At 55.2% G+C, this 22,635-nt stretch carries 28 protein-coding genes, 1 tRNA gene and 2 pseudogenes; 13 read left to right on the top strand and 18 right to left on the bottom strand.

Annotated features, from left to right (window positions below; all coding sequences use genetic code 11):
* The gene (locus ACZ5ER_RS11300) at positions 1-864 is read right to left on the bottom strand and encodes a sulfide/dihydroorotate dehydrogenase-like FAD/NAD-binding protein (protein ID WP_464934480.1); all 864 of its coding nucleotides are present in this window, start codon (positions 862-864) and stop codon (positions 1-3) included.
* A gap of 169 nt (positions 865-1,033) precedes the next feature.
* Between ACZ5ER_RS11300 and ACZ5ER_RS11295 the strand changes: the two genes are divergently transcribed.
* Positions 1,034-1,252 carry a hypothetical protein gene (locus ACZ5ER_RS11295; RefSeq protein WP_464934478.1) on the top strand — a complete coding sequence of 73 codons (219 nt, stop codon included), beginning with the start codon at positions 1,034-1,036 and terminating at the stop codon, positions 1,250-1,252.
* Here ACZ5ER_RS11295 and ACZ5ER_RS11290 read toward each other — a convergent pair.
* Positions 1,239-2,000, bottom strand: a complete 762-nt coding sequence (locus tag ACZ5ER_RS11290; protein WP_050001898.1) for a tRNA (adenine-N1)-methyltransferase — start codon at positions 1,998-2,000, stop codon at positions 1,239-1,241. The genes ACZ5ER_RS11295 and ACZ5ER_RS11290 overlap by 14 nt on opposite strands.
* Positions 1,993-2,613, bottom strand: coding sequence for a DUF257 family protein (locus tag ACZ5ER_RS11285; protein WP_050001897.1), 621 nt, complete (start codon positions 2,611-2,613; stop codon positions 1,993-1,995). The genes ACZ5ER_RS11290 and ACZ5ER_RS11285 overlap by 8 nt, the downstream gene beginning before the upstream one ends.
* 57 nt (positions 2,614-2,670) lie before the next feature.
* On the opposite strand from ACZ5ER_RS11285, the gene ACZ5ER_RS11280 reads away from it, so the two are divergent.
* Positions 2,671-3,003, top strand: a complete 333-nt coding sequence (locus ACZ5ER_RS11280) for a signal recognition particle protein Srp19 (RefSeq protein WP_464934477.1) — start codon at positions 2,671-2,673, stop codon at positions 3,001-3,003.
* On the opposite strand, the gene ACZ5ER_RS11275 is transcribed toward ACZ5ER_RS11280, so the two are convergent.
* Positions 3,004-3,243 carry an Lrp/AsnC family transcriptional regulator gene (locus ACZ5ER_RS11275; RefSeq protein ID WP_050001895.1) on the bottom strand — a complete coding sequence of 80 codons (240 nt, stop codon included), beginning with the start codon at positions 3,241-3,243 and terminating at the stop codon, positions 3,004-3,006.
* Positions 3,244-3,468: 225 nt separating this feature from the next.
* On the opposite strand from ACZ5ER_RS11275, the pseudogene ACZ5ER_RS11270 reads away from it, so the two are divergent.
* The 5 genes and pseudogenes from ACZ5ER_RS11270 (at position 3,469) to ACZ5ER_RS11250 (ending at position 9,775) form a co-directional block, all read left to right on the top strand.
* Positions 3,469-5,583, top strand: a pseudogene (locus ACZ5ER_RS11270) (ABC transporter substrate-binding protein).
* Between the two features lie 56 nt (positions 5,584-5,639).
* Positions 5,640-6,641: an ABC transporter permease gene (locus tag ACZ5ER_RS11265; protein ID WP_050001893.1), complete on the top strand. Its 1,002-nt coding sequence runs from the start codon at positions 5,640-5,642 to the stop codon at positions 6,639-6,641.
* Between the two features lie 12 nt (positions 6,642-6,653).
* Positions 6,654-7,814, top strand: coding sequence for an ABC transporter permease (locus ACZ5ER_RS11260; protein ID WP_050001892.1), 1,161 nt, complete (start codon positions 6,654-6,656; stop codon positions 7,812-7,814).
* On the top strand, positions 7,807-8,787 hold the full coding sequence (locus ACZ5ER_RS11255; protein ID WP_464934476.1) for an ABC transporter ATP-binding protein: 981 nt from the start codon (positions 7,807-7,809) through the stop codon (positions 8,785-8,787). The genes ACZ5ER_RS11260 and ACZ5ER_RS11255 overlap by 8 nt, the downstream gene beginning before the upstream one ends.
* A gap of 10 nt (positions 8,788-8,797) precedes the next feature.
* Complete coding sequence (locus tag ACZ5ER_RS11250; RefSeq protein ID WP_464935220.1) at positions 8,798-9,775, top strand: ABC transporter ATP-binding protein; 978 nt, start codon at positions 8,798-8,800, stop codon at positions 9,773-9,775.
* Here the strand turns inward: ACZ5ER_RS11250 and ACZ5ER_RS11245 are convergent.
* A complete protein-coding gene (locus ACZ5ER_RS11245) occupies positions 9,770-10,348 on the bottom strand; it encodes a hypothetical protein (RefSeq protein ID WP_050001889.1) in 579 nt (192 codons plus the stop codon). The two genes, ACZ5ER_RS11250 and ACZ5ER_RS11245, sit on opposite strands and share 6 nt — an antisense overlap.
* A gap of 73 nt (positions 10,349-10,421) precedes the next feature.
* On the opposite strand from ACZ5ER_RS11245, the gene ACZ5ER_RS11240 reads away from it, so the two are divergent.
* On the top strand, positions 10,422-12,587 hold the full coding sequence (locus tag ACZ5ER_RS11240) for an ATP-dependent DNA helicase (RefSeq protein WP_464934475.1): 2,166 nt from the start codon (positions 10,422-10,424) through the stop codon (positions 12,585-12,587).
* 50 nt (positions 12,588-12,637) lie between these two features.
* Entirely contained in the window at positions 12,638-13,210 is a 573-nt protein-coding gene (locus ACZ5ER_RS11235; protein WP_050001887.1) for a dephospho-CoA kinase, read from the top strand.
* On the opposite strand, the gene ACZ5ER_RS11230 is transcribed toward ACZ5ER_RS11235, so the two are convergent.
* Complete coding sequence (locus ACZ5ER_RS11230) at positions 13,179-13,985, bottom strand: ZIP family metal transporter (RefSeq protein WP_464934474.1); 807 nt, start codon at positions 13,983-13,985, stop codon at positions 13,179-13,181. The genes ACZ5ER_RS11235 and ACZ5ER_RS11230 overlap by 32 nt on opposite strands.
* A 76-nt stretch (positions 13,986-14,061) precedes the next feature.
* Here ACZ5ER_RS11230 and ACZ5ER_RS11225 point away from each other — a divergent pair, with 76 nt between their 5' ends.
* Complete coding sequence (locus ACZ5ER_RS11225; protein WP_050001885.1) at positions 14,062-14,478, top strand: RNA-binding domain-containing protein; 417 nt, start codon at positions 14,062-14,064, stop codon at positions 14,476-14,478.
* Between the two features lie 77 nt (positions 14,479-14,555).
* Here ACZ5ER_RS11225 and ACZ5ER_RS11220 read toward each other — a convergent pair whose 3' ends face one another.
* The 7 genes from ACZ5ER_RS11220 to ACZ5ER_RS11190 are packed head-to-tail and all read right to left on the bottom strand — an operon-like array spanning position 14,556 to position 18,179.
* A complete protein-coding gene (locus tag ACZ5ER_RS11220) occupies positions 14,556-15,833 on the bottom strand; it encodes an ABC transporter permease (RefSeq protein ID WP_050001884.1) in 1,278 nt (425 codons plus the stop codon).
* Positions 15,830-16,588, bottom strand: a complete 759-nt coding sequence (locus ACZ5ER_RS11215; protein ID WP_050001883.1) for an ABC transporter ATP-binding protein — start codon at positions 16,586-16,588, stop codon at positions 15,830-15,832. The genes ACZ5ER_RS11220 and ACZ5ER_RS11215 overlap by 4 nt, the downstream gene beginning before the upstream one ends.
* Positions 16,585-16,956 (bottom strand): hypothetical protein, encoded by a 372-nt coding sequence (locus ACZ5ER_RS11210; protein WP_227738731.1) that lies wholly within the window; start codon positions 16,954-16,956, stop codon positions 16,585-16,587. The genes ACZ5ER_RS11215 and ACZ5ER_RS11210 overlap by 4 nt, the downstream gene beginning before the upstream one ends.
* Positions 16,943-17,140 carry a helix-turn-helix transcriptional regulator gene (locus ACZ5ER_RS11205; protein ID WP_050001881.1) on the bottom strand — a complete coding sequence of 66 codons (198 nt, stop codon included), beginning with the start codon at positions 17,138-17,140 and terminating at the stop codon, positions 16,943-16,945. The genes ACZ5ER_RS11210 and ACZ5ER_RS11205 overlap by 14 nt, the downstream gene beginning before the upstream one ends.
* Positions 17,141-17,431, bottom strand: coding sequence for a DUF2178 domain-containing protein (locus ACZ5ER_RS11200; protein WP_050001880.1), 291 nt, complete (start codon positions 17,429-17,431; stop codon positions 17,141-17,143).
* Positions 17,432-17,794: a DUF2178 domain-containing protein gene (locus tag ACZ5ER_RS11195; protein ID WP_050001879.1), complete on the bottom strand. Its 363-nt coding sequence runs from the start codon at positions 17,792-17,794 to the stop codon at positions 17,432-17,434.
* 1 nt (position 17,795) lies between these two features.
* On the bottom strand, positions 17,796-18,179 hold the full coding sequence (locus tag ACZ5ER_RS11190; protein WP_227738730.1) for a DUF2178 domain-containing protein: 384 nt from the start codon (positions 18,177-18,179) through the stop codon (positions 17,796-17,798).
* Positions 18,180-18,281: 102 nt separating this feature from the next.
* On the opposite strand from ACZ5ER_RS11190, the gene ACZ5ER_RS11185 reads away from it, so the two are divergent.
* Positions 18,282-18,369: transfer RNA gene (locus tag ACZ5ER_RS11185), tRNA-Leu, on the top strand.
* Between the two features lie 129 nt (positions 18,370-18,498).
* Here the strand turns inward: ACZ5ER_RS11185 and ACZ5ER_RS11180 are convergent.
* Positions 18,499-18,930 (bottom strand): CoA-binding protein, encoded by a 432-nt coding sequence (locus tag ACZ5ER_RS11180; RefSeq protein WP_050001877.1) that lies wholly within the window; start codon positions 18,928-18,930, stop codon positions 18,499-18,501.
* 66 nt (positions 18,931-18,996) lie between these two features.
* On the opposite strand from ACZ5ER_RS11180, the gene ACZ5ER_RS11175 reads away from it, so the two are divergent.
* A complete protein-coding gene (locus tag ACZ5ER_RS11175) occupies positions 18,997-19,434 on the top strand; it encodes a hypothetical protein (protein ID WP_050001876.1) in 438 nt (145 codons plus the stop codon).
* Here the strand turns inward: ACZ5ER_RS11175 and ACZ5ER_RS11170 are convergent.
* Both ACZ5ER_RS11170 and ACZ5ER_RS11165 read right to left on the bottom strand, forming a co-directional pair.
* Positions 19,391-19,807, bottom strand: coding sequence for an NfeD family protein (locus ACZ5ER_RS11170; protein WP_050001875.1), 417 nt, complete (start codon positions 19,805-19,807; stop codon positions 19,391-19,393). The genes ACZ5ER_RS11175 and ACZ5ER_RS11170 overlap by 44 nt on opposite strands.
* Entirely contained in the window at positions 19,783-20,433 is a 651-nt protein-coding gene (locus tag ACZ5ER_RS11165; protein ID WP_050001874.1) for a M48 family metallopeptidase, read from the bottom strand. Before ACZ5ER_RS11165 ends, ACZ5ER_RS11170 begins: the two co-directional genes overlap by 25 nt.
* Before the next feature lie 37 nt (positions 20,434-20,470).
* Here ACZ5ER_RS11165 and ACZ5ER_RS11160 point away from each other — a divergent pair.
* A pseudogene (locus ACZ5ER_RS11160) lies at positions 20,471-21,270 on the top strand (SPL family radical SAM protein).
* A gap of 199 nt (positions 21,271-21,469) precedes the next feature.
* On the opposite strand, the gene ACZ5ER_RS11155 reads toward ACZ5ER_RS11160, so the two are convergent.
* Together ACZ5ER_RS11155 and ACZ5ER_RS11150 are read right to left on the bottom strand one after the other, a co-directional pair.
* Positions 21,470-22,138 carry a TIGR00703 family protein gene (locus tag ACZ5ER_RS11155; RefSeq protein ID WP_050001873.1) on the bottom strand — a complete coding sequence of 223 codons (669 nt, stop codon included), beginning with the start codon at positions 22,136-22,138 and terminating at the stop codon, positions 21,470-21,472.
* A 34-nt stretch (positions 22,139-22,172) separates the two neighbouring features.
* The gene (locus ACZ5ER_RS11150; protein ID WP_050001872.1) at positions 22,173-22,601 is read right to left on the bottom strand and encodes a DUF371 domain-containing protein; all 429 of its coding nucleotides are present in this window, start codon (positions 22,599-22,601) and stop codon (positions 22,173-22,175) included.
* Positions 22,602-22,635 lie beyond the last annotated feature (34 nt).

Raw genomic sequence — 22,635 nt, 5'->3', positions numbered from 1 at the left:
TCACTCACCCCTCAGGGACTTGAGGTACTCCTCAAGGGCCTTCCTCTCCAGGTCGGTATAGAAGCCGACCCTGTGAATCAGCTCGTCCCAGTCGACCTTGTAGGCGTCGAAGCCAGGCCCGTCAATGCAGGCGAACTTGACCTCTCCCCCGACCATAACACGGCAGGCACCGCACATTCCGGTTCCGTCCACCATAATCGGGTGCAGGTCTGCGTGCATCGGGATTCCGAACTCCTTAACGACGTTGAAGACCGCTTTCTGGGCGCCTGCGGGGCCAACGGTGAGCACGAAGTCAAAGTTCTCCTCTGAGAGGAGCTCCTTTACCTTTTCGGCTCCCCTCCTCGCTATTTCCGCAACTATCTCCTTCGTTCTCCAGCCTTCCTGGATTTCAAAGCCTTCAAATATGTGCCTTGAAACGTTCTCCCTGAACTCGTCCTTGAGGATTGCCATCGGTGCGGGGGCCACGTGAAGGGTTGTAACGTCGTTTCCAGCTTCCTGAAGCGCTTTAGCTATTGGGAAAACTTCCACTATTCCGGCGCTGAGACCAACGGCCAGAACCCTGCCGAACTTCTCTATTGGCGCAGGGTTTCCGAGGGGGCCGGCAACGTTGAGGATTGAATCTCCCGGCTTGAGCTCGTTGGCCATCCTCATCGTGGTCTTTCCGCGGACGAAGGTTATCAAGACGATCCAGCCATCTTCACGGTCCCACATCACCGGAGTGAGAGGAATCCTTTCACCGTTTGGAAAGGCCCTTACGATGACGAACTGTCCTGGCTGAACCTTCCTGGCCACGTGTGGAGCCTCTATTTTGTACATAACGTGCTTCGGGGCAAGCTCCTTCTTGTCGAGTATCTTGTATGGCATTATGCACACCTCCGTACACAGGCTCAAACATGAGCATCTAAGTAGTTCAAAACCTGTGGTGTTTATAAACCTGTTCCTAACCAAAAGTTAATAACTCCGAAGGGATTTCGGGAAGGTGCCCATGGGGCTGAAAGAAACCCTTTTTAACCTCGCGAGAAACCCACCAGTGGTGTCGAGAATGTCCGGGAAAAAGCTCGTTTATATGCTTGCAGTCATAATGGCGTCGCTCGGCATGTTCATGCCCCTCCTCTACGGGACGGTTCCGTTTGTTCGGGAACTCCTTGGAAGCGACCCCCTGCCCAAGTCGCTGGCCCTGATGTTGCTTGGTTGGGCCGTTGCTTATTTCACGTACGAAGAAGAGGGGAAAGAAGGATTCACAGCTTCCTGAGGAAAGTTATGTAACCTGTATGGGCCAGCATCGTTGTTTTCGGCCTCATGCACTCTTTCTTTACTTCGTGCTCCCTTACGAGGACTTCAACGACCCTCGGCCTCATGAAGTAATCTCTGTACTCTTGAAGTGCCTGGAAGAAGCGGTGGACCTGGTTCATACAGGGTGTGTAAGCTACGAAGTAGCCGCCGGGCTTCAGGACATCAACGGCGTGGGGGAGGACGTTCTCCGGCTGGGGCAGGTCAAGGACTATATGGTCGGCACTCTCCTCGTCTATTCCGTCGTATATGCTCTTGTTTTTGATGGTTACCCTGTCTGAAAAACCTGCCAGCTCGATGTTCTTTCTGGCTATCTCGTAGAAGTCCTTCCTGACCTCGTAGCTTATGACCCTGCCCTGGGGACCCACGGCGTTCGCGAGGAATATGGTCAGCGCACCGCTCCCGGCGCCGGCCTCTATGATGGTGTCTCCCGGCGAGATACCTGCGTAGGCTATTATTATACCAGCGTCCTTGGGGTGCACTATCTGGGGGCCCCTCTTCATCTTCGCTATTATATCGTTGATGTCCGGCTTGAGCGCAACGAAGGTCTCGCCTTTGTGGGTTTCTATCCTGCTCCCGTAGGGCTTGCCAATGAGTTCTCCCAGTTTAAGTATTCCGAGGTCCGTGTGGAACTCCCGGTCTTCCACCTTCACGAGGTAGCGCTTCCCGCGCTTATCGACGAGGAGGACTCTGCTTCCTTTCTCAATCACCGATACCACCGTCCTTGTAGACTTTGAACTCCCCCTTGGAGACCTCGACTATCGCCGTGCTCAGCTCTTCGAGTATCGCCAGGTGGGGGCGGTCTACGATATCCGTGTTGATGAAGTTTATTATGATGAGGTCTTCGCCGGGGATTGTGCTCACGGCGGTTAGAATCGCCTTAACGGCGTCCTCGGGGGAAAAGTGAATGTAGTGGCTCAGCCCGAAGGTCACCATGTACTTCGGCTTCTGTGGGAGCCTCGATATCTTGCTCATTATTGAGTGGTAGTTCCTGAGGAATGTGTGTGAGTCGTAGCTCGGCACTACATCCTCAAGGATTTCACCGTAGGTCACTGTCCCGGGCCCAACTTTCACGACTTTCAGGCTCCTGAGGATCTCCAGAGTGGCAGAGTAGTCCACATTTTCTTTTCTCACGAACTTCCTCAGCAGAATCTCGCCAAGCCCAAAGAAGTCCACCACAACCACTCCACCAGGGGCTATCGCGGGCAGGAGCTCGCCCCATGCGAGGTTCTCTATGGGTTCTCGTGACTGGTACTCGATTAAAACAACGTCCCCAGGCGTCATACGGCTGAGTGCATCTTTTTTGAGGTCTTTAATGGCCATGCCCTTCACCAAAAGGGTTTTTAACTGCAAATCTTTTAAACCTTGTCGGGTGGGAAAATGAGGTTTGTAGTATGGCCGAGCGAGCTTGACTCAAGGCTGAGCAGGAAGTATGGGAGAGCCGTCCCAAAGAACCTCGCCGTTGAGGCGCCCAGGTTTTCTGAAATAGAAGATGCCGTCGTAGTTCTCGGTATGAATGTCGTTGAGAAGGATCACACCAAGCTTAACCCCCGCCTTTCTGGCCTGGACGAGGAGCTCAGGACGTACGGCTTTCTTGTGGTTGAGAGCCAGTACGGAAAGGGGAAGAGCCTAAAAATGATTGCGGAGAAGATTAGAGAACTCCGTTCAAGGGCAAAGCCCAAGAAGGGCAAGACTAAGAAGAGGAGGAAGTAGTCACTCTTCCGTCTCGACGACAATGGCAGTGGTAGTGTCTATGACGCCGTCGATGTTGTGGATGTCGTGGAGGATCTTCCTGGTAAGCTCACCGAGGTCGTTTGCCTCGATGTGGACTATGGCGTCGTAGGGGCCGGTCACGGCGTCCGCCTTGGTGACGCCGGGTATCTGCTTGAGTGCCTCAATCACACTCTCAACTTTTCCAATTTCGACTGTCAACAAAACATACGCCCTAACCATGGGTATCACCGTCGGAATTTTCTTCATTTCCTAATGCGAGTTCCGTTCATTTAAGCTTTTCGTAGTCGGGACAGATTCTTGAGTCCCACAAGTTGGGTGCATGTTGTACTTAACACAACTATTGTGTATGATAGTTGGAGTTTAGGTCCCATTTGTATTTCGAAAGGTTTATTATTTGGCATGTACATATATAACAATGCCCTAGATGTACAGAGGTGGGTATTAATGAAAAGCAGAGCTACAATAGCCATGCTGGTTGTTTTTTTGGTTGTTTTTTCGACAGTGGCCAGCGGCTGCATCGGTGGTGAAAGCGAAACCACAACCGGCACCCAGCAGACGACCTCGCCGGGTGAAACTTCGTCACAGCCAGCTCAGACCGGCGTCCTGGAGATGGGCAAAGTCTATGTCGTCACGACCGATAAGAGCGTAGTTGTTGTCGGACCTAAGGGGGCTGAACCGACGGTGGACCTTCCCTAAGGAAAGAAGGTCATAAGGGTCAGCTACGAGGTTGACACGGAGAACACCCCCGATGTCAAGACCCTCATGGAGCAGGGCCAGGGATTCGGTGCGATTAACCCCGCGTTCTTCAGGGACGAGCATGTTGATGCCCTCGTCATAGCGGCGAGGCGCGAGACCAACCCCGAGGTCAGAACTGAAATCTTCAAGGCCCTCTACATACTCGGAAACCAGCTTGTGCCTGAGGCCATTCTCGGACAGAACAAGCAGCTCCGTGTCTACTGGGACTGGGTGAAGGGCCGCTACTACCACCCGACCCTTGCCGAGCGCTACGACCTCCTCAGCGAGGACTCGAACGCCCCCTCAGTCAAGATTGGTATCAAGGACTACAAGAACGACCCCGAGACCTACGTCATAGCCACAATCGGCTGGCCGGAGAGCCTTGACCCGGCAATGACCTACGAGACCTTTGGATGGGAGCTCTGGCACGAGATTGGCGACACCCTCGTCACCTACTGGAAGGAGAACACCGAGACCGTCAGCCCCGACCTGGCGGTTGCCTGGGCCCACAACAAGGAGGGCACCGAGTGGTACTTCCTCATCCGCGGTGGAGTTAAAGCATATGACCCGTGGAACGACAAGACCTATCCGATAGACGCTACCGATGTGGCCTTCACGTTCCTCCGCGTCGAGAGGCTCGGACACAGCGTCAGCTGGATGGTCGACAGCTTTATGGACGTCAACAACTCGGCGGCGATTAGCGAGGAGGAGCTTGATGGCTACCTCAAGGACAACCCGCTCATCGCCGAGTTCAACGGTCAGGTCAAGGAAATCCACTCCGTTGAGGAGCTCAAGCAGTTCTTCGGATACAGCGGCGAGACCGCGGGCGTCTTCAAGCTCGTCCTCCCGAACCCGTACGCGCCGGTTCTGAGCATCCTCGCTGACCCGTTCCTCAGCGTCGTCCCGATGGAGTACCTCCTCGGCGACAAGTACCAAGAGGCCCTGCAGGCCAGCAACAACGGCCACGACCCGAGCGCGTGGTGGGACTACCTCCAGTCCGGCAAGGACGACCCGACCCACCAGCTCATGCATCAGAAGCCCGTTGGAACCGGACCGTTCTACGTCAAGGACTACCAGGAGAACAGCTACATAGTCCTCGAGTACAACCCGCACTACTGGAACGCCACGGGCAGCCCAGGTCACAAGTACGTCATCTACGTCATCAACAACGACGCCCAGGCCAGGATAAACCTCTTCAAGACCGGTACTGCCGATGTCGTCGCGATACCGCCTGAGAAGATGGACAGCGTGAAGGGCCTTGAGCTCAACGGCTTCCACTCGGTCGTTAAGACCGACATCCTCCAGCCGATTCTGACGTTCCTCGTCTTCAACACCCAGAAGGAGCCCTTCAACAACCCGAAGGTCAGGCAGGCCCTTGCCTACGCCATTCCGTACGACCAGATAAGGCAGCTCGTCTACCAGGGACTCCTGGAGCCCAACTACGGCCCGATACCCAAGCCGTGGCCGGGATACATGGAGGAGGGCATCACCAAGTACACCTACGACATCAACAAGGCCAAGCAACTTCTCCAGGAGGCCGGGATTGACCCGAGCAAGTACTCCATCGAGCTCATCTACAACGAGGGCAACGCCGCCCGTGAGAAGATTATGACCCTCATACAGAACGTCTGGAGCCAGCTCGGCTTCCAGGTCACCGTGAACAGCTACAACTGGCCGACCTACCTCAGCAAGACCGAGCACGGCGACTACGACGTCTACGTCGTCGGATGGGTTCCGGACTACCTCGACTCCGACAACTGGGTTGGCCCGTTCCTCTACGGTGCCACCGAGTTCAAGAGCCTTGAGGTTAACGTCTCTGAATGAAGCTTCCATTTCTTTTCTATTTTCTAACGACATGCACGGCAAGGGGGTGAGCAAAGTTGGCCAACCTTAAGAAGTTCCTCGTCAGGAGGCTCTTGACGTTTATACCCACAATAATTGGAGTCACTCTTATTGTGTTCCTTATCGCCTATGTCATCCCCGCCGACCCCGCAAGGGCGTGGGCGGGTGGAGAAAAGGCTACCCCTGATGCAATCCAGAGGATACGTGAGCAGTACCATATGGACGACCCCTGGTACGAGCAGTACTGGTTTTTGGTTAGTGGGCTCGCTAGGAACAAGATTGTTGACCCGAGGACGTCGAATTACGTATTTGACGATATCGAAAAGAGGTTTCCGGTAACGTTTGAGCTGACGCTGGTGGCGTTCTTTTTCATCCTGATAATAGGTCTTCCACTCGGTATACTCGCCGCGCTCAAGAGGAACACGTGGATTGATACCGTGGTTAGGATATTCGCCCTGACCGGTGTTTCAATGCCCATATTCTGGCTGGGATACATGCTCATGTACATCTTCTTCGTCAAGTGGCGTGTCATAACCCTGGCGGGCTTCCCGGCTCCACCTGAACGTGTGATAACTCACGTCCCTATGATAGACGCGCTCCTTACGGGGGACTTCTCGACGTTCGCCCAGCACATCCACAGGCTCTGGCTTCCGGGCCTCACCCTTGGATTTACCGGCTCTGGAGTCCTCGCCAGGTTCGTGAGGAACTCGTTCCTTGAGGCCCTCAGCAGTGACTACGTGGCCTTCCTCAAGGCGAAGGGCGTCCCCAAGCTCAGGATATACAGGCACGCCCTGAAGAACGCCCTCGTCCCAATCCTGACCGTTTTGGGCCTTCAGTTCGGCGGACTGCTCGGAGGAACTCCGATCACCGAGACCGTCTTCGGACTGCCTGGAATGGGTTCCTACGTCCTGGACGCCATAAGGAACCTCGACTTCCCGGCGGTGGTCGCGATAACCTTCATCTTCGCCCTGATCTTCGTGACGACCAACCTGATAGTGGACATACTGTACGCGGTCGTTGACCCGAGGGTGAGGTACTGAGGTGGTGGTGACATGACGCAGGAAGAATACAAGAAGGGGATTCTTGACAGGCTCGCTGACAAGCTCGTCGATGCAATAGGCTCGTTCATATCCCTCTTCAAAAAGGACTGGAAGAATAAGAACCGCTCGAAGATGGAAGAATGGAAGCTGATGCTCTACGCCCTCAACCGCTCGCCCCCCGGGTTAATCGGCCTTTTCCTGATAGGGATTTTCATCTTCCTCGGCATCTTTGGACCGAGCATTGCGCCGTGGAGCTACCGCTATTTCCCCGCCCTTGAGAACATGACCACCTACCTCGCGCCCCCCGGCACCAAGGCGTATTTGCCGTTCGCCGACAAGACAATAACCTATCCCCTCGGTGCCGACCACTACGGTAGGGACCTGCTGAGCCTAATCCTCTACGGAGCAAGGACGTCGTTCGTGATATCAATCATAGTCATAGTCCTCGGAGTACCCCTCGGCATAATCCTTGGCCTTGTTGCGGGCTACTACGGGGGAAAGATAGACGAGCTCATAATGCGTATAACCGATATGTTCCTTGCGTTCCCGGCGTTAATCCTTGCCATAGCGTTCTCCGCCGTCCTGCCGGATAGGTTGCAGTCCTTCATCAGCAATCACGAGTTCTTCGAGACCCTGTTCCTCAGGATATTCGCGCTGGAGCCGCAGGAGGCAGGAAACCTCGGAAAGCTGCTGGCGGTCATACTGGCGATGGTCATAGTCTGGTGGCCGGCATATGCGAGGATAACCAGGGGTTCAACTCTGACGGAGAGGGAGAAGCTCTACGTTGAGGCGGCGAGGGCGATAGGACTGAGCTCCAGGACGATAATGTTCAAGCACATCCTACCAAACATCGTGGGCCCGATACTGGTCTACATAACCCTCGACTTCGGTGGCGTTATCCTCATGGAGGCCGGCCTGAGCTTCCTAGGTCTCGGTGCGACACCGCCGATAGCGGATTGGGGTAGGATAGTCTACGACGGCTCCCAGTACTTCCCTGAGAAGTGGTGGCTAGTCACGTTTTCGGGCTTCATGATACTCATCGTGGCCCTCGGATGGAACCTCCTCGGTGACACCCTTAGGGACATACTCGACCCCAAGATGAGGCGCAGCATAGAGTTCAAGGTGAAGAAACAGAAGCAGATGGAGGAAAAGGAGGGTGAGGAGAATGCCTGAGCCCATACTCGAAGTCCGCGACCTCACTGTTCACTTTTACACCTATGCAGGCATAGTCAAGGCGATAGAGGACGTTTCGTTCGACGTCTATAGGGGAGAAACGTTCGCCCTCGTTGGAGAAACCGGCTGTGGAAAGAGCGTCACGTCGAGGGCATTGACCCAGCTGATAGAGAGCCCTGGAAGGATTGTCAAGGGCAAAGTGCTCTACCACAGGGACGACGGGTCTACCATAGACCTGCTGAAGCTCAGCGAAGAGGAAATCAGGAAGATAAGGGGCAGGGAGATAGCCTACATATTCCAGGACCCCCACGCCTCTCTCGACCCGCTTTACACGGTCGGCTATCAGATTGCCGAGGCCATGGTGGTTCACGGGACTGTGGAGGGCTGGAAAGAAGGCTTCAGAAAGGCCGTTGATATACTCAGGCGCGTCCTAATTCCAGACCCGGAGAACAGGGTCAAGAACTACCCGCACGAGCTCAGCGGTGGTATGAAACAGCGTGTCGTCATTGGAATCGGTGTCTCCAACGACCCGAAGATTCTGATAGCGGACGAGCCGACCACGGCCCTTGACGTAACTGTCCAGGCGCAGATACTCGACCTCATGAACAAGCTCAAGAAGGAGTACAACACGACGGTGATACTCATCACGCACAACATGGGTGTCGTCGCCGAGATGGCGGACCGTGTTGCTGTCATGTACGCGGGCAAAATCGTCGAAATAGGCTCCGTTGACCAGATTTTCAAAAACCCGCTCCACCCGTACACAAAGGGCCTGCTGAGGGCAGTTCCGAACCCGCTGGCGAAGATAGAGAGGCTTGAGGCAATACCTGGAACCGTGCCCAACCTGATAACCCCTCCGAAGGGATGCCGCTTCCACCCGAGGTGCCCCTACGCGACCGAGAGGTGCAGAAGTGAAGTGCCGAAGCTGAAGGAGTTAGAACCCGGCCACTTCGTGGCCTGCCATCTGTACTGAGGTGGTGACGATGGAACCGCTCCTCAAGGTTGAAAACCTCAAAAAGTACTTCCCCGTCAGGGGACTCTTCAGAACTATAGGATACGTTAAGGCCGTTGACGGCATAAGCTTCGAGATAAACAGGGGTGAAACCTTCGGACTGGTGGGTGAAAGCGGCTGTGGAAAGACGACAACGGGAAGGACGATACTGAGGCTCATAGAGCCAACGTCCGGAAAGATAATCTTTGACGGTAAGGACGTCACCACGATAAAAGGCGACGAGATGAAGGAGTTCAGGAGAAGGGCCCAGATAATGTTCCAGGACCCATATTCCTCCCTGAACCCGAGGCAGACGGTCTTTGAAGTCATAATGGAGCCGGTCCGCTTCCACGGCATCCCGGTTGACGACCCGGAGGAGTTCGTCATAGACCTGCTCGAAAGTGTCGGCCTTAACGAGATGCACCTCTACCGCTACCCCCACGAGTTCTCAGGAGGACAGAGGCAGAGGATAGCCCTCGCAAGGCTCCTCGCCCTCAAGCCGGAGTTTATCGTGCTCGATGAGCCAACCTCAGCTCTTGACGTCTCGGTTCAGGCGAACATTCTCAACATGCTCAAGGACCTCCAGAAGAAGTACGGGTTCACTTACCTCTTCATCAGCCACGACCTCGGTGTCGTCAAGTACATGAGCCACAGGATGGGTGTGATGTACCTCGGAAAACTCGTGGAAGTCGGCCCGGCTGAGAAGATATTCGAGAATCCACTGCACCCATACACCCAGATGCTCCTCTCGGCGATTCCCGTCCCTGACCCCGACTTGGCAAGGGAGCTCAAGAAGAAGCGTGCTCGGATAGAAGGCGAGCCGCCGAGCCCGATAAACCCGCCGGAGGGATGTCACTTCCACCCGAGATGTCCCTTTGCCAAGGCCGGGCTCTGCGACAAGAAGGAGCCACCGCTTGTTGAGGTCGAGAAGGATCACTACGTGGCCTGCTGGTTCTACGCCAAGTCATGACCTTTCCTTTTCTAAACCTTTTTCTTTCTGCAGGAGCCCGAAAAGGGCCCTTCTGAAACCGGCGTCGTCTTCGTAGAGCTGTGCATAAACAGGGTCAACTGGTTTTCCGTCCATCACTTCCAGCCTGAAGACGGCCCATCCAAGGGGCTCAACTGAGAGGTTCTCCAGGTCTGAGGGGCCTTTTATCCCGAGGACGTGTTCTACAATCGAGAGTGCCAGCAGAACCCTCCTTATCCTTCCCGCCAGCTCCTCGTCCTTCTTCAGGTTTTTGAGGTAGCCTGAGGGAATCCCCAGAAAGCGGAGTATGTTCCAGCGCCTCATGTGTTTGCTCCTCTCATCAAAGCTCCTGCCCGCGAGCCTGTACAGTTCGAGGGCAAGCTCTCTGAGGATGTCCTTCACGTTGTCTGGGGTTACGTGGTACTCCCCGCTGACCTGTGGGAGCGGTTTTAGCTCCATCTTTCTAAGCAGGGCCGCCCTGTGCTCAGCTCTCTCCAGAGCGGGGTAGAAATAGCTGTCCAGTCCATAAACCCCGGATTTTGTCCTGAACAGGACGTAGGGCACCTCTATTTCCATACCGCATCCCATCTCCCATTGGGACAATAGACATATAAAACCGCCGGCCAATGGAATGTGGAGCTGAGGGAGAATGAAAGTTGATGAACTCCCTGTTGATGAGAGGCTTAAACGGGTCATCAAGGAGAGGGGCATAGAGGAGCTTTATCCACCCCAGGCCGAGGCGCTGAAGAGCGGGGTGCTGGAGGGCAGGAACCTCGTTTTAGCCATTCCAACGGCGAGCGGAAAGACCCTCGTGAGCGAGATAGTTATGGTCAACAAGCTCCTCAGGGAGGGAGGTAAAGCCGTCTACCTCGTCCCGCTCAAGGCCCTGGCGGAGGAGAAATACCGAGAGTTCAAGGAGTGGGAGAGCCTAGGCCTTAGGGTCGCCGCGACGACGGGTGATTATGACTCAACCGACGACTGGCTCGGGAAGTACGACATAATAGTGGCCACAGCTGAGAAGTTTGACTCACTCCTCAGGCACGGGGCCAGGTGGATTAGAGACGTAAAGCTCGTCGTTGCTGACGAGGTTCACCTCATAGGCTCCTACGACAGGGGGGCAACGCTTGAGATGATTCTCACCCACATGCTCGGGCGGGCCCAGATTCTGGCCCTGAGCGCGACCGTTGGCAACGCCGAGGAGCTGGCGGAGTGGCTCGATGCCGCTCTAGTTATGAGCGAGTGGAGGCCCGTCCAGCTGAGGAAGGGAGTCTTCCACACCGGGACTCTCATATGGGAAGACGGCACGGTGGAAAGATACCCTGAGAACTGGTACTCCCTCGTGACCGACGCCGTGAAGAGGGGCAAGGGGGCTCTCGTCTTCGTCAACACGCGCCGCTCGGCTGAGAAGGAGGCTTTAGCCCTATCGAAGCTCGTCTCAAGCCACCTCACCAAGCCCGAAAAGAGGGCCCTTGAAAACCTTGCCTCCCAGCTTGAGGACAACCCGACGAGCGAGAAGCTGAAGAAAGCCCTCGTCGGGGGCGTTGCCTTCCACCACGCGGGCCTCAGCAGGACCGAGAGGACGCTCATAGAGGACGCCTTTAGAGAGGGGTTGATTAAGGTCATAACAGCTACCCCTACCCTCAGCGCTGGAGTAAATTTACCCTCATTCAGAGTAGTAATCCGCGACACCAAGCGCTATGCGGGCTTCGGCTGGACGGATATACCCGTCCTTGAGATACAGCAGATGATGGGAAGGGCTGGAAGGCCAAAGTACGACAAGTACGGCGAGGCGATAATAGTGGCCAGAACCGACGAGCCGGGCAAGCTTATGGAGCGCTACATCCGCGGGAAGCCCGAGAAGCTCTTCTCGATGCTCGCCAACGAGCAGGCCTTCAGGAGTCAGATCCTTGCCCTAATCACAAACTTCGGGGTTAAGAGCTTCTCTGAGCTCGTCCACTTCCTTGAGAGAACCTTCTACGCCCACCAGCGGAAGGACTTGAGCTCGCTTGAATACAAGGCTAAAGACGTCGTCTACTTCCTCGTTGAGAACGAGTTCATAGACCTCGACCTTGAGGGTAAGTTCCAGGCCCTGCCCTTCGGAAAGAGGACTTCCCAGCTCTACATAGACCCGCTCACAGCCAAGAAGTTCAAGGACGCCTTCCCTGCCCTCGAGAAAAACCCGAACCCCTTCGGAATCTTCCAGCTCATCGCCTCGACCCCGGACATGGCCACCCTGACGGCCAGGAGGCGCGAGATGGAGGACTACCTCGACCTTGCCTACGAGCTCGAAGATAAACTCTACGCGAGCATACCCTACTACGAAGACTCCAGGTTCCAGGGCTTCCTAGGGCAAGTGAAGACGGCCAAGGTGCTCCTCGACTGGATTAACGAGGTGCCCGAGACCAGGATTTACGAGACCTACAACATAGACCCCGGAGACCTCTACAGGCTTCTTGAGCTGGCAGACTGGCTGATGTACTCGCTCATAGAGCTTTACAAGCTCTTCGACCCCAAGGAGGACGTCCTGCAGTACCTGAGAGACCTCCACCTGAGGCTGAGGCACGGCGTCCGCGAGGAGCTCCTTGAGCTGGTCAGGCTCCCGAACATCGGAAGGAAGAGGGCCAGGGCGCTCTACAACGCCGGCTTCAGGAGCGTTGAAGACATCGTTAAGGCTAAGCCTGCGGAGCTCCTCAGAGTCGAAGGCATCGGTGCGAAAATCCTCGACGGAATTTACCGCCACCTTGGAATTGAGAAGAGCGTGAGCGTGCAGGAAAGGCCGAAAAAGAGGGGGACGCTTGAGGACTTCCTGAAGTGACCATTGGGTTACCTTTTTAAATCCCCTCCGAGCTACTCCGGGTGGGCTCAATGATAGTGATAGTAACTGGAATGCCCGGTTCTGGAAAGAGTAAGATTGTGGCGGAGTTTGAGAGGAGAGGTTTTCCCAGCGTTTCCCTCGGTGACATCGTCCGTGAGGAAACGGTGAAGCGGGGTCTTGAACTAACCAAGGAAAACGTCGCAAAGGTGAGCATACGCCTGAGGCAGGAGCTCGGTCAGAACGCGGTCGCGAAGCTCGCCGTTGAGAAGGTGAGGGCTTTTTTAGAGAAGAGCCCGCTCGTTGTCATAGACGGCGTTCGCTCCCTTGACGAGGTGGGGACCTTCAGGAGTGCCTTTCCGGGGGAGGAAATCATAATCATCGCCGTCCACACACCGCCGAAGCTCCGCTTCGAGAGGCTCAGAGAGAGGGGCAGGCACGACGACCCGCAGAGCTGGGAGGACTTCGAGGAGAGGGACTGGAAGGAGCTCCGCTTTGGGATTGGAGGCGTCATAGCGATGGCGGACTACATGCTGATAAACGACGGCTCGAAGGAGGAGTACGAGGAAAAGGTAAAGGCCCTCGTTGAGAGGGTCATCCAAGACTTGAATCGAGGAGGAGCATAACGTAGAACCCTGCGAAGAAGCCCAGCGTGACGAGGGTCTGGTTCTTCTCTTCTCCATATATCTCGGGGATCATCTCCTTTATCGTCACGTAGAGCATCGCACCTCCAGCGAGGCCCAGGCCGTAGGGCAGAACACTTGAGAACGCCGTGAAGAAGAGCGCGCCGATGACCACCATCACCATCTCGGCCAGCCCGCTAAGGATGCCTACTAAAACTGGGCCCAGGCTTTTCTTCTGTATAACTGCTAAGGGGAGCGAGACGACTGTTCCCTCAGGGAAGTCCTGGATGCCTATTGCTATCGCAGTAACGAGCCCGACCTCAAGATTGTAGATAAGGGAAGTCCCGACGGCAAGCCCCTCCGGGAGGTTGTGGATTATCATTGCGAATATGAGGAGCCAGACCTTCCTTAGCTTCTCTTTCATCCCTTTGGGCCCTTCATAACCCCTGACGAGGTGTTCGTGGGGAAGAAGTCTGTCCACGGCATAAATCAGGAGGACACCGAGGGCTATCCCCACCCCCACCGGCAGGAACCCCGCGCTCTCTATCCCTGGGAGGATAAGGGACGTGAAGGACGCGACTATCATCACACCCGCCGCGAAGCTGAGCGAGAAGTCAACACCCCCCTCTGGAATCTTCTTCGCGAAAATTGCCACCATAGCACCTAGAGACGTCATGAGAGCGACGAAGAGACCGGCATAAAAGGACACCCATATCAGGCTTCCCCCGCTCAAGTTCAGCAGGTAGCTTGCAAGGTTTTCGATGAAGCCTTCTAACATATTTAGGCCACCCTAATTCTTTCGGCGGTTGGGTTTATAAGCGTTCCTTCGAGCTTAGCCTGGTGAGGTGAGAAAGATGGAAGAGCTGTTCGAGGAAGTTGAGGTTGAGGCTTACGTTTACCCCACTGAGGACATCGAGAAGGTAAAGAGGGCGATGCTGAACCTCATCCCGGGCCTGGAGTTCGAGGCCTTTGACAGGGGCGATTACATAATCCTCACCGGAAAGACAAAGAACAGAAAAGCCCTCAGCAGGCTCTACGAGCTGTTCAGGGGTCAGGCTATACTCGACACGGCGCGTTCCTTCCTTGAGGAGGGCTACTTCGGGGAGGAAATTATCATAAAGGTGAACAAGCAGGCGGCCTACGCGGGAGTTGTGAACTTCAACGAGGAGTCCCCGCTCGGCCCGATAACGATAATAATCCGCACGAAGAACCCGAAGAAGCTAATGAAGTGGTTAGCTCCGAGGACAAAGGACGGCGTGCCGATAGAGTGATTTTTGTGCTGTCCGCCGTTTGATTTTTGTTTTCGCCGTTTTTGTTTGTTTTGGGCTCTAAAAAAGGAAAAGTCGAGTCAGGTTTTCTTTCTCTTCTTCCCCCAGCTGATTTTGGCAGTCAGCACCTTTTCGCTTGAGAATATCCTGGCAGTCATGTAGAGGGTCACGAGGGCTATGACGCTGAGGTATGCAACGCTGAGGAGCATTGAGGAGTAGTCACCGGTGAGCGCATACCGGTACGCGACTATCGGGTGCGTGAAGGGCAGCGCGAGGAGAGCGTAACGGGCCACCGTCGGTACCTGAGTTAGGTCAACGAACATCAGCATGAACGCCGGGAAAGCGAGGGGCAGTATGACAGAGCTGACGACGGTGTTGGCGCTCTGGACGTCCTCTGCGTAGACTGCCAGAAGCATTGCCAGTGAGAGCGCGAAGATTATCGTCAGGAACACTATTAGGGCAAAGAGCGCCATGCCTTCGGGGGTAAGCCCTAGTCCGAGCTCTTCAAGGCTTATGCCAGTGTCCACCTGGAAGGTACCGAGGTAGCTTCTGAGCCCTATCATATACGCCAGCGCAGCTACGAGGCCCATGACCGCAGTCCCGGATATCTTGGACGCCACTATCGTCGTCCTCTTGACCGGGAGCGTGAGGAGCGTTTCGAGGGTCTTGTTCTCCTTTTCGGCCGCAACCGCTCCAGCAGACATCTGGGCCGTTATCGTTACCATGAGAAAGACTATTAGAGGCAGGCTTACCGATTGTGAGGAGAGTACCTGCGAGACCACCGTCGGGGGGACGTCTACCACCCGTCCCATGAAGTACGACTTGCTCTCGGCGCGTATGGGGTGCAGGACTGCCCCAGGGTTTGAAACGCCGAGCCTGGCAACCTTAAGCCGTGCAATCTCCTCGGAAAGGACATTAATGACCGCATTAATCCTGCCCTCGCTTACACTCTCAGCCATCCCCGAGCTCAGCCCCTTGAAGACGCCGTATATCTGGACAGTCGCGACTTCGTTTGATTCAATGCCCTCGCTGAAGTTGGAGGGAATCACTACGAGGACGTTATGCTCCGCTTCAACCGCCTTCTTGAGGGCCTCCTCCACCGAGCCTGCGCTTATCACGGTGACAGTAACGTTTGGAGTGGCGTTCAGCGCCTTTATGAGAAGTTCTCCGTAGTTCCCATCGTCGAAGTTCACGATGGCGACCTGTGTCTCCTTCGTCGCGCTCTCAAAGCCGAACTGCATCATCTTGCCGAGCGCGGGGTAGATAATAAGCGGCACCACGATGAGGCCAAAGAGCAGCTTTTTGTCCCTCACCAGGTTCATTATCTCCTTTCTGGCTAGCACCCAGAAATCGCTCATGAGCCTTCACCTCCAACGGGCTCTGGGATGTGCACTCCGATGGCCCTCATGAAGACCTCCTCGAGGTTCTCGGCGTCGTACTTCTCCTTCAGCTCCTTCGGCGTGCCGATTTCCACTATCCTGCCCTCCGCTATCATGGCAACGCGGTCGCAGAGGAACTCGACCTCAAGCATGTTGTGGCTTGAGACGAGGAAGGTGACGCCTTTCTCCCTGGCAAAGCGCTTTATGGTCTTCCTTATCTCGTAGGCGTTTACTATGTCAAGCCCGCTCGCAGGCTCGTCGAGAATCGCCAGCTTGGGGGTTACCATGAGGGCCCTTGCCAGGAGGAGCTTCCTCGTCATGCCCTTCGAGTACGTCGAGACTTTGTCATTTAGCCTCTCTCCGAGGCCCGAAAGCTCGACTCCGAGCTTGAGCATCTCTTCTGCCCTTTTCTCGTCCTTTGCGTAGAGCCGTGCCATGAACCCCAGGTACTCCTTCCCGGTGAGGTTCTTGTAGGCGCCGGCCTCCTCCGGCAGGTAACTTATGAGCGCCCTGACCCCCTCTGCCTCTTTTACAACGTCGTGGCCAAAGACCTCAGCCCTACCTCCGGTGGGTTTCAGAAGGGTCGCGAGGATTTTGAGCGTAGTGCTCTTTCCGGCGCCGTTGGGCCCGATAAGGCCGAAGATTTCGCCTTCCTTTATCTCGAAGCTTATCCCCTTGAGGGCCCTAACGCCCCCGTAGTCCTTTTTGAGGTTCTCAACTCTAACCGCGGTCATTTCCGTCCCCCCAGTTTGTACAGAATCAGCCCGAGGGTCGCGAGGGCTACCCCGAACAGCGTGAGTGTATCTATACCGGCGTAACCTCCAATTATACCAGCCCCCAAGCCAGTGGAGATGCCAAGCCACCCGTTGAGCTTGTGGGTGTTCCTAAAATCGCCGGAAAGACCCATCAGAAGGGCGCCGAGCATTACCAGGAGAAGCTCAATCACCAGCAGTGGGGTGTTTATCCTCGTCAAGACCTCCCCGCTCGGCAACCTCATGCAGGCGAGCCTCTCGACGGGAGGCCTGGCGATTCCCAGGCCGATTCCTGCGAAGTAGGCCACAAACCCGACCAGTTTTTTCGTGTTCATCTCAGTCACCCTCATAAATGAATATATCTTCAATTTTAGCGTTAAAAAACCTTGCAATCTTGAAGGCCAGCCTCAGGGACGGGTCGTACTTCCCCTTCTCGATTGCTATGATGGTCTGCCTCGTGACGCCGAGGGCCTTCGCAAGCTCCTCCTGAGTTAATCCTTTCGCCTCCCGCAGCTCGCGCAGGCGGTTCTTCACTTACATCACCCTCGAATAGTGGTACCGTATCAGGGCGTGTCCAAATATGGCAACGACGTAGATTAGGGCGAGAACCTTGGCGGGGTCGAGCCACCGAAAGGCATCAACCGCGAGAATTCCCATGAGGAGGAGCATCTGGACGATTATGAGGGTCTTCTCTGAGGCGACCTGGTTTATTCTCCTTCCGCGCTCGTCCTTCATCTGGCCCGTCTCTTTCATGAAGCGGTAGAATGCGAACCAGTATATCACTGTGGCGGCCGCTATGAAAAGAAACAACCACTCGCTCCCCATTCACATCGCCCTCCCGTAGTAGTACTGCGAGATTAGGAGCACTACGCTGCCGACACCGAGGGGAACCAGGAGCTTCACCGCAACGTCCATGTTGCCGTGGGCGTACTCCCAGACGTACTCGGCGAAGAGGAGAAAGCTCATTACCGCATAGCCGTTTTTCGTGCTCTTTGCATCTATGAGTTCAGTCCTCTCGTCCTTGATTCTCTCAATCTTCGAGTTGTAGTACCAGTTCAGAGCCTGGACCAGCAGAACTCCCAGAACGAGCGTGCCCACCGCTAGATATGGCCTGCCTGCCTTCACGGAATAGGCCAGCCCAATTATTATAGCCGCACTGAGAATGCCGAGCAGATGCCCGTACTTCATCTCACATCACCCGCGAGTAGTAATGCCTGAACAGAAGGTGGAGCATCAACATGACTGCCAGAACGAGACCGACCGCTATGAAGGCACCTTCCATCTTCGGATTCGAGGTTTTTCCCGATAGGGCGAGCAGAGCGACTGCGAGCCCCATGCTCGTCACCTGGAGGGTTCTTCTGGAAGCAATCTCGTTTATCCGCAGGGTTCTCTCGTCTTCAAGAACAATGCCCCTCTTTTCGAGGTGGGAGAAGTAGATGTTTATGAACACTGCCCCAAAGGCAAAGGCAACTATTGCGTATTCGCTTTTTTCTGAACTGGTGGCCCACCCAACGACCCAGCCTAGGGCCATAACCGCGAGGAGCGCTGGCAGTAAGGCCTTTTTATCTTCCATCACCCTCACCATGTAAAGTTTCCTTTACGTAAAGCTTCCTTTACATCTTTATAAGCTTTTTCCCTCAAAGTTTTTAAAGCTCCGGGAAGAAGTTCAATCCGCGCGGGGGTAGCCGAGCCTGGCCAAAGGCGCGGGATTTAGGGTCCCGTCCCGTAGGGGTTCCGGGGTTCAAATCCCCGCCCCCGCACCATTCAAACTTCGCCTGAGCGAAGTTTGATCAAGGTTTGTGATTCTTCTTGAGCATTCAAACGGAGTTTCCTCTTCTGGGCTACCTAGAATTTGAGGGAGTTTCCCAACAAAAGCTGAAAGAAAAAGCCCATCACTCTCCAATAAGCCTCTCGTGCTCCTGCTTTATGCACCTGTGGGCAACTGCAGTGAGGCCGGCCTCCTTCGCCCTCTTAAAAGCCTCCCTGTTGTAGGTGTTGAACTGGAACCAGACGACCTTCGCGCCCTTCTTTATTGCCTGCTCAACGTAGTCCATCGTGAACTCGGGACGGACAAAGAGGTCGACTATCTCAACCTCATCGGGGATATCTAGAACGCTCGGGTAGCACTTCCGCCCAAGGACTTCCTCGTAGCGGGGGTTCACGGGGTAGACCTCATAGCCCTTCTCGATGAGGTAGCGCATGACCATGTTCGCGTCCCTTTCAGGTTTCGGCGAGGCGCCAACGAGGGCTATCGTGCGGTACTTTGTTAGAATCTCTCCGATGTCATCGTCGCTCAGTCTGTCAACGGGCATTATCCTAACCATTTTATCACCACCATTGGTTGGAGAAGAAGTTTAAAGCCCTAACGGAAACTTCCATCGGTGGGAAGCATGGCGCTCTACGAGGAAACGCTGACGAGCCGGGCCTTTCAGGCTCTAATGGTAATCCCTCTCCTCTCCTTGCTTGTCGGCCTCTACGCCACCTACCAGGTGGGCGAGGGCTTTGAGATAATGCTCGCGGCACTTGCGGTCACTGTTCTGGTGCTCCTTGAAGTTATGGGACTGCGCGTGAGGATTTACGAGGAGGGAATCGTCATCAGCGGCCTCATAGGGCTCTTCCTCAGGAAGACGATACCACTTCAAGATGTTGAGTGGTTCGCCGTCAGGGAGGGCTGGGGGAGCTGTCCCGCGAAGATGCACTTCAACTACCCAGCAAAGGCGTGCGTTTACCTCAAGAGGCGCGACAAATGGGACGTCTCATTCTCCACCAACAGGCCGGAGGAAATTAGGGCAGTCCTCCAGTCCCTCGGCATTCCACGAGGAGCTTAGTCCCCTTAACGTCCGCAACCCTAACCCGCTCCCCTCTCTTCACCGTTCCTGTGATGCACTCGGCCCGCCAGAGTTCGCCGTCGAGCTTAACGAGGCCCTCCGGGGAGAGGTCTTCAACGACAACTGCTTCCCGGCCTATCAGGGCCTCTGCCCCGGTCTGCGGCTTCTTCTCAAGCCCGCCTTTGAGCACGTACGGCGCTATCAGGACGTCTTTAATCAGGAGGATTCCCAGAACGAGTCCAACCACTGGAAAAGGAACATCTAACCCCGCTGAAGGGAGGACAGCGAGCAGGACTACTGCCACCACTATCTCGTCCGCCAGCAGTGCAATCAGCTTGAGGGCCCTTTTCAGGACTCCCTGCCCTCCAGCCATCTCCACCCCTCGTTCACTTCGATTATACCCCACCAGCGCTTCAGCTCCTTTCTCGCGGCCGCGTAGTCGGGATAGAACCGCCCCACGAGCGCCCAGAACTCCCTAGAGTGGTTGAGGTGTCTCAGATGGGCCAGCTCGTGGATTACAACGTACTCGATTAGCCTCTCCGGCAGTGCGAGAAGGCGGAGGTTGAAGCTGAGGTTTCTCCGGCTTGAGCAGCTCGCCCATTTGGTTCTCTGGTTCCTGATGTACACCTTTCCGGGTGAGACCCCCATCATGACCGAGTAGACGGCAACGAGAGGGGTTATCTTAACCCTTAAGAGGTTTTTCAGGGCTTTTACGGCCAGTTCGCGCCTGGCGGGGACCCTGAGCGTTCCGTCTCGGATTTCAACTTCCCTGACATCTCCTTGCTCCAGCCGGTAGAACTCCCCGAAAAGCGGAAAGCCCCTTGAAGACTCTCTCCTGAGCTCTTCAAGCTCCCGCAACCTGCTCTGAAGCCATCTCTCGTGTTTTTTCAGGAATGCGTCAACGTCAAAGCCCCTCGGCGCGGTAACCACGACCCTGCCGCCGGGTCTGAGCTCAAGCCTCGCGTAGCGGACGGGCCTGTAGCGAACCTCGACTTCCATCGTATCACCTTTTAAGGTCTGGTTCCGATATGGGCTTATGAACGTTAAGGTCATAAAACGGAGCGCCAAGTCCCTCTATACCCGCTCCAGGATTCCGGGCGTCTCGTGGAGCGTGAACCAGTACGTCGGCTGTGCCTTCGCCTGCGGGTACTGCTACGCCAAGTTCATAGCTAAGTGGAAGGACTACGGAAAGTGGGGGAGCTGGGTTGAGGCCAAGACAAACGCGCCCGAGTTAGCGAGAAAGCACGTTTCTGGGAGCGTCGTGATGTCCACGGTTAGCGATCCGTACCAGCCGATTGAGGCCGAGCTAAAGCTCACGAGGAGGTTCTGAGGTATATGGACAAGAGGAATGAACTCTCGATACTCACCAAATCGCCGCTGGTGACCAGGGATATTGACATTTTCAGGGAGTTCCGGAAGATAGAGGTTGGTCTCACGATAAACGGCTTCACAGGAAGGGAGAAGAGGCTGTTTGAACCGCTTACACCCGTCCACTAGGCAAGGATAAACGCCCTCAAGGAGCTCCATGAGGCCGGGCTGAAGACCTACGCCTTCGTTAGCCCGATAATTCCAGGGGTTACGGACGTCTCGGCCATATTCGAGGACACGAGGAGCTTTGCGGACCACTACTTCTTCGAGGTGCTCAACCTCCGCGCGGCCGGAAGGAAGTTCCAGGAGCTTCTCCGCGATGAATATCCAGAAAGCTACGAGGTTCTAACCAACGAGGAGGCCTTTAAAGAGTTCCTGTGGGGGCTGAAGAAGGAGATAAAATCCCTGAACGTGAGGACAGCGGGAATAGAGACCCACCAGAAGGGCTGGGAGTTCGTTGAGGTGTGAATTCACTGACGTCCCCTTGAACCACCGCTATGACCGGAGAGTTCACGTTCGTCCCGGTCGGCCCTGTCTTAAGGAGCGCGCCGGCCCTTTCCAGCGCGGTGGTTCTAGTCCCCTCGACCAGTTATTTCTCCCCCCGCGTCTGCACTGGAGGAGAATAAGACGGCTGTTCTTTAATAAGTTTGTGGAAAAATAAAGAAGGTCAATCGAGCATCGCCAGTATCTTGTCCACCTCGTTTGATATCTCGACGTCGAAGAGATGTATGGTCGGCAGGAGCCACCAGAGGCGGTAGTTGTGGGTTTTATCTTCTTCTCCATAGTACTGGAAGACGAACCTTCCAAAGCCTGTCATGTCGCGGTGGACGTCCCTGACTGCCCTGAGGACGCGTCTAACTTTCGGTGGGTACTCATCGAACGGCAGTGGGATGCCCTTAACAAAGACCCTGTCCTTGAAGAAGTCCGTTGTGAGGCCAACGCTTCCGACGTGCTTTTCGAGCTGGTTGAACTTCTTGGCAGTCCAGAAGCGGTGCAGGATTAGCCTCGGGTCCTCCTTGGCGAGCGGGTAGTTGCCTTCCTCCGTGTCGAGCCAGAACTCAAGGTATGGCTGGCCGCGCTCGATGACTATTCTCGCAAGGAGCCTCGCGTCCTTTGGAATCTCCTGTTGGGTCTCGCTGATGTAGTACTCCCTGCCCTTCTCGGTGTAGGTCTCGCCCTCCTCGTGAGTTCCGGTTCTTGAGACGAAATATGCTTCCCTTCCGTCTATCGTCCCGAGGTGCAGGTCATAACCCCACGCTTTCAGGTCTTTGAACCGGAACCTTCTCTCCGCCGGAACGACTCCAGTGTTCTCGACTATGTAGTATCCCTCAAGCATTTTTTCACCCTAAGTAAATAAAAGGGTGAAGCTTTTAAGCTTTTTTGTCCTCGATTATGAGCTCAACTACAACCTCCGTTTCCGGGTTCTTGAGCAGCTCAACGAGTTCCCTACTTATGTCTTTGGCGGCTTTGTTCGCTCTTATAGCGAGAGTTCTACCGTCTACGTAGTCGCTTTTCCTTATGACCATCGAAATTGGGCTCTCAAGCTTTAAGTCCGGGTTCCCCTGTGCGATAAGCTCGTCGGCAATGTCTCCGGCACGTATAACTACCCTCAGCTTCGCACCCTTCCTGAGGGTCTCTTTGAAGTCCTCGCTTAGGTCGCTCAGAGCTTTATCGGCTGAAACACAGATGATGCAGTCCCCTCTTGGTGTTAAGAAGTCCTCCCTCGTTATTTCGAGCGTTGAGCGGTGCGTTGCCTTCACGTTTTCATGTCCCCTGCAGCGAATTATTTCCCGTAGCATGGGCTGAGCTTTTTTGTTCCTCTATAAAACACTT

This window comes from Thermococcus marinus (assembly GCF_055389025.1).
This window is presented reverse-complemented; position numbering and strand designations above follow the sequence as displayed.